The 13,687-nt window shown below is 72.5% G+C and carries 13 protein-coding genes; 7 read left to right on the forward strand and 6 right to left on the reverse strand.

Features of this window, described 5'->3' with window-relative positions:
• The first annotated feature begins 444 nt into the window (after nt 1–444).
• From QJS33_RS19535 to QJS33_RS19550, 4 genes are all read left to right on the forward strand, one after another.
• The gene (locus tag QJS33_RS19535; RefSeq protein ID WP_306369465.1) at nt 445–840 is read left to right on the forward strand and encodes a hypothetical protein; all 396 of its coding nucleotides are present in this window, start codon (nt 445–447) and stop codon (nt 838–840) included.
• 44 nt (nt 841–884) lie between these two features.
• Nucleotides 885–1,517 (forward strand): DUF4142 domain-containing protein, encoded by a 633-nt coding sequence (locus tag QJS33_RS19540; protein WP_306369466.1) that lies wholly within the window; start codon nt 885–887, stop codon nt 1,515–1,517.
• A 67-nt stretch (nt 1,518–1,584) separates the two neighbouring features.
• Nucleotides 1,585–2,757 (forward strand): DUF1996 domain-containing protein, encoded by a 1,173-nt coding sequence (locus QJS33_RS19545; RefSeq protein ID WP_306369467.1) that lies wholly within the window; start codon nt 1,585–1,587, stop codon nt 2,755–2,757.
• Nucleotides 2,758–3,127: 370 nt separating this feature from the next.
• Nucleotides 3,128–4,924 carry a phosphoenolpyruvate carboxykinase (GTP) gene (locus QJS33_RS19550; RefSeq protein WP_306369509.1) on the forward strand — a complete coding sequence of 599 codons (1,797 nt, stop codon included), beginning with the start codon at nt 3,128–3,130 and terminating at the stop codon, nt 4,922–4,924.
• 275 nt (nt 4,925–5,199) lie between these two features.
• On the opposite strand, the gene QJS33_RS19555 is transcribed toward QJS33_RS19550, so the two are convergent.
• On the reverse strand, nt 5,200–6,003 hold the full coding sequence (locus tag QJS33_RS19555; RefSeq protein WP_306369468.1) for a helix-turn-helix domain-containing protein: 804 nt from the start codon (nt 6,001–6,003) through the stop codon (nt 5,200–5,202).
• A 249-nt stretch (nt 6,004–6,252) separates the two neighbouring features.
• On the opposite strand from QJS33_RS19555, the gene QJS33_RS19560 reads away from it, so the two are divergent.
• The 3 genes from QJS33_RS19560 (at nt 6,253) to QJS33_RS19570 (ending at nt 8,616) form a co-directional block, all read left to right on the forward strand.
• Complete coding sequence (locus QJS33_RS19560) at nt 6,253–7,446, forward strand: cytochrome P450 (RefSeq protein WP_306369469.1); 1,194 nt, start codon at nt 6,253–6,255, stop codon at nt 7,444–7,446.
• A gap of 3 nt (nt 7,447–7,449) precedes the next feature.
• Nucleotides 7,450–7,644, forward strand: coding sequence for a ferredoxin (locus QJS33_RS19565; RefSeq protein WP_306369470.1), 195 nt, complete (start codon nt 7,450–7,452; stop codon nt 7,642–7,644).
• Nucleotides 7,645–7,830: 186 nt separating this feature from the next.
• The gene (locus QJS33_RS19570) at nt 7,831–8,616 is read left to right on the forward strand and encodes a DUF4239 domain-containing protein (protein WP_306369471.1); all 786 of its coding nucleotides are present in this window, start codon (nt 7,831–7,833) and stop codon (nt 8,614–8,616) included.
• A 141-nt stretch (nt 8,617–8,757) separates the two neighbouring features.
• Here QJS33_RS19570 and QJS33_RS19575 read toward each other — a convergent pair whose 3' ends face one another.
• The 5 genes from QJS33_RS19575 to QJS33_RS19595 all read right to left on the reverse strand — a co-directional run bounded on the left by QJS33_RS19575 (nt 8,758) and on the right by QJS33_RS19595 (nt 13,510).
• A complete protein-coding gene (locus QJS33_RS19575; RefSeq protein WP_306369472.1) occupies nt 8,758–9,489 on the reverse strand; it encodes a hypothetical protein in 732 nt (243 codons plus the stop codon).
• Between the two features lie 124 nt (nt 9,490–9,613).
• Nucleotides 9,614–11,266: a cation acetate symporter gene (locus QJS33_RS19580; RefSeq protein WP_306369473.1), complete on the reverse strand. Its 1,653-nt coding sequence runs from the start codon at nt 11,264–11,266 to the stop codon at nt 9,614–9,616.
• Nucleotides 11,263–11,679, reverse strand: a complete 417-nt coding sequence (locus tag QJS33_RS19585) for a hypothetical protein (protein ID WP_306369474.1) — start codon at nt 11,677–11,679, stop codon at nt 11,263–11,265. The genes QJS33_RS19580 and QJS33_RS19585 overlap by 4 nt, the downstream gene beginning before the upstream one ends.
• On the reverse strand, nt 11,676–12,497 hold the full coding sequence (locus QJS33_RS19590; RefSeq protein ID WP_306369475.1) for a LytTR family DNA-binding domain-containing protein: 822 nt from the start codon (nt 12,495–12,497) through the stop codon (nt 11,676–11,678). The genes QJS33_RS19585 and QJS33_RS19590 overlap by 4 nt, the downstream gene beginning before the upstream one ends.
• Complete coding sequence (locus QJS33_RS19595; RefSeq protein WP_306369476.1) at nt 12,494–13,510, reverse strand: sensor histidine kinase; 1,017 nt, start codon at nt 13,508–13,510, stop codon at nt 12,494–12,496. The genes QJS33_RS19590 and QJS33_RS19595 overlap by 4 nt, the downstream gene beginning before the upstream one ends.
• Nucleotides 13,511–13,687: the final 177 nt, after the last annotated feature.

The following is a 13,687-nucleotide window of genomic DNA, read 5'->3' on the forward strand; positions in this document are numbered from 1 at the left end:
GCACCGGAACGGCCGTGAGTGGAGGGGATCTCCGGATTTCTTTACTTACGACGGGAAAGGTTCCGGGTGCCGGAAATTTTTTTCCCCAGGAAAATGGCTGTTCAGGTGCGTTATGCGGTCGTGATCGGTCGTCGTTTTCCTGCGATGGTGCTTGTCGAGGGTCCATACTTGCCCATCACCGAGCGGTCACGCTCGCAAAAAGGTTAGGTAACCGATCGTAGGACGACGATGCCCATGACCCGCTGCACGAGCCCTCTCATCGGCCTTGGAACTGCGGTTTTGCTCGCCCTGACCGGATGCGCCACGGGTGCCGAAGACGCTCCGGACGAACCGGTCCCGGGGGGCGGATACGGCTCCGACGACACCGGACAGGCAGATGGAACCCACGGAGAACACGAATCGGGCACCGAAAACGTTCCGGAACTCGGGACCGCGGAGAACGATGTGCTCGGTCCCCTCATCACGGACGGAAACGGCTACACGCTGTACCTGTTCACGGAGGACACGGACCAATCCTCGGCCTGTGCCGGCGAGTGCGCCGAGAATTGGCCGCCGCTGCGCACCGCGGACGGTACCGACGCCGCCCGGGTCGGCGGGGGCCTGTCGGCCGACCTCGTCGGCTCGGTCCCCCGCGACGACGGCGCCCCCCAGGTCACCTATGACGGCCGGCCGCTGTACACCTACACCGGCGACGCCGCCCCGGGCGACGTCAACGGCCAGGCCGTCGGCGACACCTGGTACGCGGTCGCCGCGGACGGGGGCCCGGCCGGTGCCACCGGCGGCTCCGGCGGTGGCGGCTCCGACGACGGCGGGGACTACATCCGCCGCCCCGGGGACTGAGCCCGGTGGCCGCCGCCCGTGACCGCGCTCCGACCGTCCGTCGGATGCGCCGCAACGCGCCCCGAACCGTCGAGCTGGCGGGTGTCGTCGGGTTCCTGCTGGTCACGACACTGACGGTCGTCATGGTCCTGCCCAACGGGACCACCAGCGTCGCCGGGGTCTTCTGGAGCGACTGGACCGCCACCGAGTACGGCCCGCTGGGCCCGGCCGACGTGGACGTGCTGATCAAGGTGCGCCAGGCCGGGCTGTGGGAGATCCCCGTGGGCCAGCAGGCCGCCGACCGGGCCCAGAGCCCCCGGGTCCGCGAGGTGGGGGCGACTCTCGCCGACGACCACATCCTCATGGACGAGCAGGTCCGCGAGGTGGCCGCCCGCCTGGACGTCCGATTGCCCAGCGCCCCCAGCGACGACCAGCAGCGCTGGATGGACGAACTCTCCGGCCTGTCCGGCGCCGGTTGGGACCGGGTGTTCGCCGACCGCCTGCGGGCCGCCCACGGCAACGTCCTGACGGTCCTGGCCGAGGTGCGCGCCGGGACCCGCAACGACCTGGTCCGCTCCTTCTGCCAGCACGCGATCCTCATGGTCCTGCGCCACATCACGCTGCTGGAGAGCACCGGGCTGGTCGACTACGGGGCGCTTCCCGAGCCCCGTCCCCCCGAACGGCGCCCGGAGCCCTGAACCGGAGCGCCCGCCCCGCGCGTGTCGCCGCAGGCCTGCGCGCCCGCACGAGAGGAGTGCATCACCCATGGAAGAACGACCCCGAAAACGCATACGAGTACGCCTGCCCGCCCTGGTGGCCACGGCGGTCCTGGTCCTGGGCGGCCTGGCCCTCACCGCCACGGCGGCGGGTCCGCCGCAGGAGGGCACCCTGGTGGGTTCCTCCTGGTGGTGGGGAAGGGACGACGGCGGCCACGGCGGTCACCACCGCGGCGGCCGGCCGACCACCGAGCCCACCGACCCGGACAACGGTGGGGACGGCGGCCACGGGGACCACGGGGGGCACGGTGACGACCCCGTCACCGGCCCCGACCCCTCCCTGTTCGCCCCCATCGAGGAGGCACCCCCGCTCCCCGCCGGGCCCGGGCCCGACGGGAACGCCTCCACCGGCACCTTCACCACCGACTGCGGCGTCAACGACATCGGGGTGCGCAACTCCGAGAACGTCATCGTCGCGCCGGGCGTCGCCCACGGCGCCCAGCACACCCACGACTACGTCGGCAACACCGACGTCCAGCGGTTCACTGAGGACGTCGACGCCAACAACGCGATCCTCGCGGCCGGGGACACCACCTGCCCGGACGGCGACCGGTCCATGCACTACTGGCCGGTGCTGCGCGACCTCACCGGCGAGGGCGAGGACGCCGACCTGTCGGGCGGCGGCCTGGACGGCAACGTCGGCCGGATCATCGTCCCGTCCGCGGTGACCATCGAGTTCCTCGGCAACGCGCGCGGTCCGGTGACCGCCATGCCGGAGTTCCTCCAGATCATCACCGGCAACGCCCGGGCCGTCACGGCCGAGGGGGTCAACGCCAACGCCCGGTGGACCTGCACCGGGTTCGAGGACCGGGCCTTCCCGGACCGCTACCCGCTGTGCCCGGAGGGCTCCGACGTCGTGCGCGTGCTGGAGTTCCCCGGCTGCTGGAACGGCACCGACGCCACGAGCGAGGACAAGCGCTCGCACATCGTGTTCGCCCAGGAGGACGGCTCCTGCCCGGACGGCTTCACGGCCGTGCCGCGGCTGCGCCACACCCTGGTCTACGAGGTGCCCGAGGGGCCCGAGTTCGCCCTCGACGGGTTCCCCGACCAGGGGCGCCACCCCATCACCGACCACTCCGACCACATCAACGTCATGCCCGACGAGCTGATGGCCGAGGTGGTCGAGTGCATCAACGGCGGCCTCGACTGCCGACGGCCCTGACGCCGCCCTACCCCGGGGTTCCGGGACATCCGCAGGCCGGAGCCCGGAACCCCGGATGATGGTCCACCCGGCGTCCCGCGGGTGGACCGGGGCCGTGTGTGACGAACCACACCCCGTGTCGCCGTCGAAGCGGCTCTTCCCCGCCCCTTCGGAGGAATCGGGTTCCACTGGGAGTGGAACACCCGTCACCACGGCCCCTTACGGCACAGAAGTGCGGTCACGGAAACCCTTGCGGCACAGCGGAATCCGGTCCTCGGACCCCACAGCTTTAGACCATTGGCCTATACCAATTGGTCACCGTGGGGGAGCGTCGTTCATGATGCGAGGGATCTCGATTCACAAAGGAGCCGCTGTGACCGTCGGTATTGATCTGGGCGTCGCCCCGACCTCCCACGAAGAACTGGTGTCCTGGGTTCGCGAGGTCGCGGAACTGACCCAGCCCGACAACGTCATCTGGTGCGACGGCTCCGACGAGGAGTGGACCCGCCTCACCGACCTGCTCGTCGAGCAGGGCACCTTCAAACGCCTCAATCCGGAGAAGCGCCCCAACAGCTTCTACTGCACCTCCGACCCCACGGACGTGGCCCGCGTCGAGGACCGCACCTTCATCTGCTCCGAGCGTGAAGAGGACGCCGGCCCCACCAACAACTGGATCGCCCCCGACGAGATGCGCGCCACCTTCGGCGAGGTCTTCCGGGGCTCCATGCGCGGCCGCACCATGTACGTCGTGCCCTTCTGCATGGGCCCGCTGGGCGGTGAGATCTCCCAGCTCGGCGTCGAGATCACCGACTCCCCGTACGTCGTCGTCTCCATGCGCATCATGGCCCGCATGGGCGACGCCGCCCTGCGCCTGATCGAGGAGCGCGGCGACTTCGTCAAGGCCGTCCACTCCGTCGGCGCCCCGCTGGAGCCCGGCCAGGAGGACGTGGCCTGGCCCTGCAACTCCACCAAGTACATCTCGCACTTCCCCGAGACCCGTGAGATCTGGTCCTACGGCTCCGGCTACGGCGGCAACGCCCTGCTGGGCAAGAAGTGCTACGCGCTGCGCATCGCCTCGGTGATGGCCCGCGACGAGGGCTGGCTCGCCGAGCACATGCTGATCCTCAAGGTCACCTCGCCCGAGGGCAGGACGCACTACATCGCGGCCGCCTTCCCGAGCGCCTGCGGCAAGACCAACCTCGCCATGCTCCAGCCGACCATCCCGGGCTGGAAGGTCGAGACCGTCGGCGACGACATCGCCTGGATGCGCTTCGACGCGCAGGGCCGGCTGCGCGCCATCAACCCGGAGGCCGGGTTCTTCGGCGTCGCCCCGGGCACCGGCGAGAAGACCAACGCCAACGCCATCGACACCCTGTGGGGCAACAGCATCTTCACCAACGTCGCCCTCACCGAGGACGGCGACGTGTGGTGGGAGGGCCTCACCGAGGAGCCCCCGGCGCACCTGACCGACTGGAAGGGCCGCCCCTGGACCCCGGAGTCCGCCGAGCCCGCGGCGCACCCCAACTCCCGCTTCACCACCCCGGCCGGGCAGGCCCCGACCATCGCCGACGAGTGGGAGGACCCGGCGGGCGTACCGATCTCCGCCATCCTCTTCGGCGGCCGCCGCGCCACCGCGGTCCCGCTGGTCACCGAGTCCCTCAGCTGGCAGCACGGCGTCTACCTGGGCGCCAACGTCTCCTCCGAGAAGACCGCCGCCGCCGAGGGCACCGTGGGCGAGCTGCGCCGCGACCCGTTCGCGATGCTGCCCTTCTGCGGCTACAACATGGGCGACTACTTCGCCCACTGGGTCAAGGTGGGCGCCGACGCCGACCAGGAGAAGCTGCCCAGGATCTTCTACGTGAACTGGTTCCGCAAGGACGCCGAGGGCCGCTTCGTGTGGCCCGGCTTCGGTGAGAACAGCCGCGTCATCAAGTGGATCGTCGAGCGCCTGGAGGGCACCGCCGACGCCGTCGAGACCCCGATCGGCCTGCTGCCGACCGAGGACGGCATCGACACCGAGGGCCTGGACCTGTCCGCCGAGGACCTGGAGTTCCTGCTCTCGGTCGACCCCGAGATCTGGAAGCAGGAGGCCGCACTGGTCCCCGAGTTCTTCAAGACCTTCGGCGACCACCTCCCGGGCGAGCTCTGGGACGAGTACCACGCTCTGCTGGACCGGCTCGGCCAGTAGCGGCATCCCGCCGGCCCCACCTCTTCCGCGCAAGGGGCCAGCGGCGACACGGGGCGCGGGCACCGGTACGGTGCCCGCGCCCCGGCGTGTTTCATGCGGGGGCCTCGCCGCTCGTGCCCTGGTGTGTTTCATGCGGGGGCGCCGTTGTTCGCGCCTCGGCGCGTTTTACGCGGGGGTGCCGCTGCCCGCGCTCCGGCGTGTTTCACTCGGGGCGCCGCTGTTCGTGCCCTGGTGTGTTTCATGCGGGGGCGCCGTTGTTCGCGCCTCGGCGCGTTTTACGCGGGGGTGCCGCCGCCCGCGCTCCGGCATGTTTCACTCGGGGCCCCGTTGTTCGCGCCCTCCGGGGTCCCGGCGGGACCGTGCGCCAGCAGGGGGCGCAGTTCCTCGGCGGCGCGGGTCAGCGCCTCGCCGATCCGGTCCAGGAAATCCGCGGTGGAGGAGAGCCGCGCCCCGGCGACCGTGTCCGAGCCCAGCGCCGACACACCCCGCCGGGCCGCCTCGGCGATCGCGGTGTTCGCCTGGACCGAGGCCGTCACGGACCGGAACCAGATGTCCTGGTCGACGGTGTAGAGGTCCCGCCGCCCGCGACCGCCGCGTATGCGCTGGAGCAGGCCCTGCTCCTCCAAGAACCCGACGGCCAGCGACACCGAGGCCGGGCTGACCCCGAGCATGCGGACCAGGTCGGCCGCGGTCAGCCCGGGGCCGTCGGCGGCGCACAGGCGGGCGAGCACCCGGGCCGTCATCCGGGTCATCCCAGAGGCGGTCAGCGCCCCGACGAACTCCTCCTCGAAGGCCCGGACCGCAGGGGCGTCCGGTTCCCGGACCCGCGCTCCGGGCCGCTCCCGGGTGTCCGCCGGGGGCCGGGGCGGCGCGTTCCCGCCGCGCCGGGCGCGCCGGTCCGCCTCCCGCTGGGCCGGGTCGGCCCGGTAACCGCTCCGGCCGCCGTTGCGGGACACCTCGCGGCTGACGGTCGAGGTGGGTCGCTCCAGGCGCCGGGCGATCTCGGCGTAGCCGAGCCCGTCGGCCAGGCCGCGGGCGATGTGGCGGCGCTCCTGGTGGGTGAGTCGTCCTCCGGGCACGGGCCCCTCCGTTCGTGTCGAGGTGCGGTGGTGCGTTCAGCTTCAGATTGTTGCAACGAATGCCGTCGGAATTGTTGCTTTCGCATCCAGGCCGGTTGCAATCTTTGGCTATTTTGACCTGCCTTCACGGTGTTCCCTTGTCGATTATGTATTGATCGGTCATTGAATGCAACGTAGCGTTTTACTCGCATTGAACGATCCGCACGCGGGGTGCGCCACCGGGTGCCCCGCCCTCCCCGAGGATGCGCCATGACCACGGTCACTCCCGAGCCGCTGCCCACCGAACGCCCCCGCGGATGCCCCTTCGATCCCCCGTCCGGGCTGCGCGACCGGCCGCGCCTGAGCCGGATGGTCTACGCCGACGGCCACGTCGGCTGGCTGGTCACCGGCCATGCCCTGGCCCGCTCCGTGGCGGCCGACCGCCGGTTCAGCTCGCGCCACGAGCTCATGCGGCTGCCGGTGGCCAGGGCCGGTTTCACCGGGCCGCTGCCGCCCGCGACCCCGGGCATGTTCATCGGGCTCGACGCCCCCGAGCACACCCGCTACCGCCGCCTGCTCGCCGGAAAGTTCACCGTCAGGCGGATGAACACCCTCGCCGAACGGGTCGGGGAGATCACCGCCGAGTGCCTCGACGCCATGGCCGCGCACGGCCCCGGGCTCGACCTCGTGCCCGTGTTCGCCCAGGCCGTGCCCGCGCTGGTGATCTGCGAGCTGCTGGGGGTGCCCACCGACGACCGCGAACGCTTCCAGCGCCTGGCGGAGGCGGCGAACGACCTCGACGCCGGCCTGGAGGAGACGCAGGCGGCGATGGAGGAACTGGGCGGGTACATCGCGGGCCTGGTCCGGGAGAAGGCCGAGACTCCGACCGACGACCTGCTGTCCGACCTGACCACGGGCGACCTCTCCTTCGAGGAGCTGGTCACCGTCGGGACCCTGCTGTTGGGCGCGGGCCTGGACACCACCGCGAACATGCTCGGACTGGGCGTGTTCGCGCTGCTCACCCACCCCGACCAGATCCCGGTGATGCGCGAGGGCCCCGAGGCGGTCGAGAAGGCGGTCGAGGAACTGCTGCGGTACCTGACCATCGCGCACACCGGGGTGCGCGTCGCACTTGAGGACGTCGAACTGGCCGGGCAGGTGATCCGCGCGGGGGAGAGCGTCACCATCGCGGCCCAGGCCGCCAACCGCGACCCGGAGAAGTTCGCCGACCCCGACACCCTGGATCTGCGCCGGGACTCGGCGGGGCACCTCTCCTTCGGCCACGGCCCCCACCAGTGCCTGGGGCAGCAGCTGGCCCGGGTGGAGCTGCGGGTGGCCCTGGCGGGGCTCTTCGCAAGGTTCCCGACCCTGCGCCTGGCGGTCCCGGCCGACGAGGTGCCCGTGCGGCGGCACGCCGACATCCACGGGGTACACAGCCTCCCCGTCACCTGGGACGGGGAGTGACCGGTGGGGATCGTCATCGACCGCTCGCTCTGCGTCGGCGCCGGGATGTGCGCCCTCAGCGCGCCCGGGGTGTTCGACCAGGACCCCGATGAGGGGACGGTGACGCCGGTGGGCGGGGCCGCCCCCGACCCCGGGGACCCGGCGGTCCGCCGGGCGGTGGACACGTGCCCGTCCGGGGCGATCACCCTCGCGCCCTGAGCCCCCTGGGGTGGCAGGGCGCCACCCGCCGCCCCGGGGCCCGGGCCCGCCCGTCCGCCCGTCCGGGCACCCGGACGGTCACGCCGACCGCACATTTACGGGTGTTTCCGCGAACTCCCCCCGGGCAATTCCGGTCCGTGCTAATGATGTGACCGACAGTGACGTAATCTGCCCTCGGGAATCCCTATGTTCACCCTGTTCCTCATCCTCGCCGTACTGGCCGCCATGGTGGCGGGGGCCGTACTGGCCGCCGGCCGCTTCCGGGTCGACGACGGGGAATCCGGCGGCGCCGTCGGCATCGTCGTGGCCCCCTGCGTCCTGGCCCTCTACCTCGGCTCGGCCGCCATGGGCGTGGTGATCGGCTGGGAGGGCTACAAGGCCGCCGAGGACGGGGTGATGGCCGAGGCCGGATCGGCCCAGTCCCTGTACTGGAGCACCGTCGCCCTGCCCGAACACGAGTCCGAGGAGGTCCGCGACCGGCTGCGCGTCTACCTGGCCGCCGTGGTCGAGGACGACTGGCCCCTCATGGAGGCCGCCGAAGGCCTCAGCCCGGAGGCCGACGCCGCCTACGCCGATCTGGCCGCCTCGGTGCGGTCGCTGTCGGTCTCCGACACCGGCGACGGACTGGACCGCCTCACCGCCCGCCAGGAGCTGAACGCGCTGGGCGAGGCCCGCCTGGAGCGCGCCGACGCCGCCACCGAGGGCATGCCGCCGGTGCTCACCGGTATCGCCGCGCTCTCGGCGATCGCCGTCGGGGTGCTGCCCTTCGCCATGCTCCGGCGCGGTTCCCGCATCGCCTACTTCTGGGCCGCGGCCAACCTGGCGTTCGTGTTCGCCACGGTCGTGCTGCTGTTCTACATGGGCCACCCGTTCAGCGGCGTCCTCGCCCACGACGCGGGAGGGATCGAGGACGCCCTGGCCGGGCTCGACGACATCGACCGGGCACTGGCCGCCCCGATGTCCTCATACTGACCGCCCGCCTTCGGACTGTTGTCGGTTCGTGCGGGCGGCGGCCCCTGTGGACGCGGCTGCGGTCGCGTCCACGGGGGCCACCAGTACCGCTGATGTGCGTATCGTGCCGAAGGTCGGGGAGGCGGTCGACCCGTCTCCGGACTATTGCCGGTTCGCGCGGGCGGCGGCCCCCGCGGACGCGGACGCGGCCACGGCCACGATGACCACCAGCACCGCCGACGTGCGCATCGTGCCGAAGGTCGGCGAGACGGTCGACCCGCCCCCGGTCATGTCCGCCATCGGCAGGGCCGCGGCCTCCGCCACGGGCTCCTCACGCCGGGCGGCCGCCGGAGGCTCCTCCGTGGGGGAGGCCGGGGCGGCGGCATCGGGGCTCGGGGAGGCGGCGGGGTCCGTGCCGAGAGCGGGCGTCTCCTGCGGCGGCACGGGCCGTGCCCGGGGGTCCTCGGGAGTGCGCGGCAGGCGGGGCCGCGGTTCCGGGACATCAGGGGACTCCTCCGCGGGCGGCTCACCGGGGGACGGCGGTTCGGGTGCGGGCGGCTCAGGCGCGGGCGGCTCGGGGGCGGGGGGTTCGGGACGCGGCTCCTGCGGCGGGCAGTCCGGGGCCCGGCCCGAGTGGACCACCACCCGGGTCCCGTCGGCGCAGACCAGGACATGGGACACGGGCGTCCGGCCGACCTCCACCTCGACCCGGTCGGGGCCGCTCACCACGTTCACGCCCGGGGCGTCCACCCGGACCCCGTCTTCCCCGGTGGTGACCGACACGGGACCCTCGGAGACCACGGGATCGGGGGCGGCGGCCCGGGCCGCCGGTGCGCCGCCGATCAGCAGCAGGCCCGTCACCAGGACGGCCAGGGTGCGGCGGGGGGACCTCATATCACTCCTCGTGCTCGTTGTATGACACTCGGAGATCGTACGGGTTCGGGGCGGCCCGCGGGTCCGGAACACCGCGGCCGGGACCGAGGGAAAACCGGGTGGGAAGCGGGGGAAGCGGCCGGGGTCAGGGAGAGTGCAGCCGCAGCACCGCGTGCTCGGCCCAGTCCGGCGGCCGGGTCAGCCAGGACACCGCCGCCATCGTCGCGAACGCCAATGGGATGGTCCACGCCGCCGGCTGGGCCAGCAGCACCGTCGTCCACCCCTGCGGGGTCGGCAGCAGGAGCGACCAGCCCACCGCTCCGGTCGCCGTCACCGCGCCCACGGTCAGCCCCGCCGCCGCGCCCGGCAGGGTGAGCCCGCGCCACCAGATCCCCAGCACCAGCAGCGGGCAGAACGTCGACGCCGCCACCGTGAACGCCCACACCACCAGCACGTTGATGTCGACCTTCTCGGCGGGCAGGGCCAGCAGCACCGCCACGCACGCGCCCACCGCCACCGCCAGCCGCAGCCGCGGCACGCTCCCCTGGAACAGGTCGTGCGACAGCCCGCCCGCCAACGCCAGCAGCAGACCCGACGACGTGGACAGGAACGCCCCGAACGCGCCCGCCGCCACCAGCGCCGTCAGGATCGTCCCCGCCGCCCCCGGCACCGCCTGCGCGGGCAGCACCACCGCCACCGTGTCCGTGCCCTGCAACAGCACCAACTGCGGGGTCAGCACCCGGCCCAGCAGCCCGTACACCACCGGGAACAGGTAGAACAGGCCCAGCAGGGCGATCACCCCCACCGCCACCCGGCGGGCGATTCGCGCCGACGGACTGGTGTGGAAGCGCATGATGACGTGCGGCAGCCCCATGCAGCCCAGCGTGATCGCCAGTATCGTCGACCACGTCTCGAACAGCGGGTACCCGCCCGAGTTCAGCAGCGGCGTGCTCCACCGCTCCCCGCCCAGGTCCGGCAGACCCTCCGGATGCGGCACCGCCGCCCCCGCCGGGAACACGTACCGGGTGCCCTCGGACACCGTGTGGTCGCCCGCCGCCAGGTCCACACGCCCGCCGTCCGGAGCGGTCACCGTCACCGGATCGTCCAGGCCGAACGTGGTGTCCACCGTGAACTCCACCGGCGTCGTCTGCGCGAAGTGCGTCCCCCACTCCGGGTGCAGCGCCTGCGCCCGCAGGTCCGCACCGGCGTGCGCCACCAGGTACACCGCCGGGATCGCGATGAACAGCAGTTTGACCATGTAGTGGAACGCCTGCACGTACGTCGCCGAGCGCATCCCCCCGGCCGCGATCGACCCGCTCACCACCATCCCGGCCAGCACCACGCCCACCCAGTACGGGGTGCCGCTGACCAGCGCCAGTACCACTCCGGCGCCCTTGAACTGCGGCACCAGGTACAGCAGCATGATCACCAGCACGATGCAGCCGCACAGCTTGCGCAGCCGGGGCGCGCCCAACCGGTACTCGGCGAAGTCCGGCACCGTGAACGCGCCCGACCGGCGCATCGGCCCGGCCACCAGCGCCACCACCGCCACGTAGCCCGCGCAGAACCCGACCGCGTACCACATGGTGCCCAGGCCGTTCTTGAGCAGCAGCCCGGACAGGCCCAGCACCGAGGCGGCCGACAGGTACTCCCCGGCGATCGCGAGCGCGTTCCAGTTCGGCGACACCCGGCGCGAGGCCACCAGGAAGTCGGAGGTGGAGCGGGCCGCGCGGACCCCGTAGATGCCGATGACGAGGCTGGTGGCCAGCACCAGGCCGATGGCCAGGACGGAGATCACGGCTCGGCGGAGTCCCTTCCGTCGGCGGTCGTGTGTTCGGCGGTCGTGTCTTCGGCGGCCTGCCGCGCGGCCTGCTCCTCGGCCCGTTCGGCCGACCGCACGTGCCACAGCGCCAACAGGAACAACAGCGGGTACACCGCGGCCACGAGCAGCGCCCACGACAGCGGGACCCCCGCCAACCGCGCCTGCGTCAGCTGCGGCCACAGCGCGAACGCCCCGCTCATCCCGAACAGCAGCAGCGACAGCAGCCCCACCGTTCGTGCCGCCGTCCGGCGCTGGCGGTGGAACAGCCGCCGCGCCGCCTCGGTGTCCACCGGTTCGGGAATCGGCAGCAGGTGCTGGGCCGGGCGATTGCCCCGGGCCAGCGCGATCCGGGTCTGCGGGCTGGTCAGCTTCTCCCGCCGCGGGCTCATGGCGCCCGCCGGGGGGAGCCGTCGGGTTCACCGTCCCGGGGCCGGGGAGTGCCCTGGGCGTTGGCCGCGCGCCCCAGCTGGTCCCGGCGGGCCGCCTCCAGCAGCCGGGCGCGCAGGTGCCGCCCGTGCCTGCGGCTCACCGGCACGTCCCCGGCCGGGGTGCCCGCCACCAGGCCCGAGGAGGACGTCACCCGCAGGTCGCGCACCCACGGGATGGCGATGAGGAACCCCCGGTGCACCCGGACGAACCCGGCCGACGCCCACACCTCCTCCAGGTAGGACAGCGACAGCCGGATCAGGTGGCCGCCCTCGGCGGTGTGCAGGCGCACGTAGTCGCCCTGCGCCTCGACGAACTGCACGTCGTCGCGCTTGACGAACACCGTCCGGCGGCCCGTGTCGATCTGCACCACGTGCAGGTCCTCCGCCGGGGTGGCGGCCTCCTCGGGACGGCGCAGCTGCGCGATCCGCCCCACCGCCTCGGCCAGCCGCTCCGGCCGGATCGGCTTGAGCAGGTAGTCCACGGCACCGATGCCGAACGCCTCCACGGCGTGCGCCTCCGACGCCGTCACGAACACGATCGACGGCGGCTCGGACATGACGCTCAGCACCCGGGCCACGTCCATGCCGTCCAGCCCCGGCATGAGGATGTCCAGGAACGCCGCGTCGATGCTCTCCACCCCGAGCAGGCGCACGGCCGCCGCACCGTTCTCGGCCACCAGGACCTGCGCCACCTCGGGCATGTCGCCGAGCAGCGCCGCCATCTCCTGGCGGGTGGACGCCTCGTCCTCCACCACCAGAACGCGGAGCGCGGGCTTCACTGCGCCACCACCCCCCTGGTGAACCTCGGAACGCGCACGGTCACCTTGGTCCCTTCCCCCAACGCGGTCTCGATCACCAGACCGTACTCGGGTCCGTAGACCGCACGCAGCCGCTGGTCCACGTTGGCCAGGCCGATGCTGCGCGACTCCGGTCCGGTTCCCGCCAGCAGGGAGCGGGCCAGGTCGGGGTGCATGCCCACGCCGTCGTCCTCGATCTCGATGACGCACAGCGGGCCCTCGCCGAACCCCGAGACGCTGATGTGCCCGCGCCCCTCCTTGCGTTCCAGGCCGTGCCGGATCGCGTTCTCCACGATCGGCTGCACCACCAGGAAGGGGATAGCCACCGGCAGCACCTCCGGGGCCATCCGCACGGTGATGTCCAGCCGGTCGTGGAACCGGGCCCGCTGGAGTTCGAGGTAGGTCTGCACCGCCTCCAGCTCGTCGGCGACCGTGGCGTAGTCGCCCTTCTCGGAGAAGCCGTACCGCAGGTAGTCGGCGAAGTCCGACAGCAGGTGCCGGGCCCGGTCCGGGTCGGTGCGCACCAGCGCAGCGATGACGGCCAGCGCGTTGTGCACGAAGTGCGGGGAGATCTGGGCGCGCAGCGTGCGCAGGTCGGCGGCGGCGATCCGGGCGCGGGCCCGGCGCAGTGCCGCGTGGTCCAGCGAGTCCGCGACCAGCGCGGCCGCCGCCTCCACGTCGGCCTCGACCGGGTCGCCGCAGGCCAGCAGGGCGCCGGAGATCTCCTCGGCGACGTTCAGAGGGACGGCGCACACCGTGGTCCCGTCCCTGAGCCGGGTCCGGACGTTGCTGCCGTATTCGAAGACCTGGGAGAGCAGGGAATCCACCTCCTCCGGCTCCAGGTGCCTCCCGTGGCCGGCCACCGGGCCGTCCAGGTCGGCCAGGACGACGCCCTCGGCGCCGAGGAGCCGCCGCAGTCGCTTGGCGGCGGCGGGCACGCTCCTGCCGTGCAGCCCGTCCCGGAGGTCGACGCCCAGAGCGTGGACCTGGCGCATCAATTCGACTCTCGCCGACGGCTCCGACGACTCGGGACTGCGACGTCGGGAGGGGGACAACCACGACGGCCACCGGTACGACACATGATGACGATATCCCAGCAAAGTGTGTCGGCGCTCACGTTGTCCGGGTCCCTTTCGGCTTACGTGGTGATCTTTGCACGGGGATGCGGTTCG

It is taken from the genome of Nocardiopsis sp. CC223A, from assembly GCF_030766825.1.
In the GTDB taxonomy this organism is placed as follows: domain Bacteria; phylum Actinomycetota; class Actinomycetes; order Streptosporangiales; family Streptosporangiaceae; genus Nocardiopsis.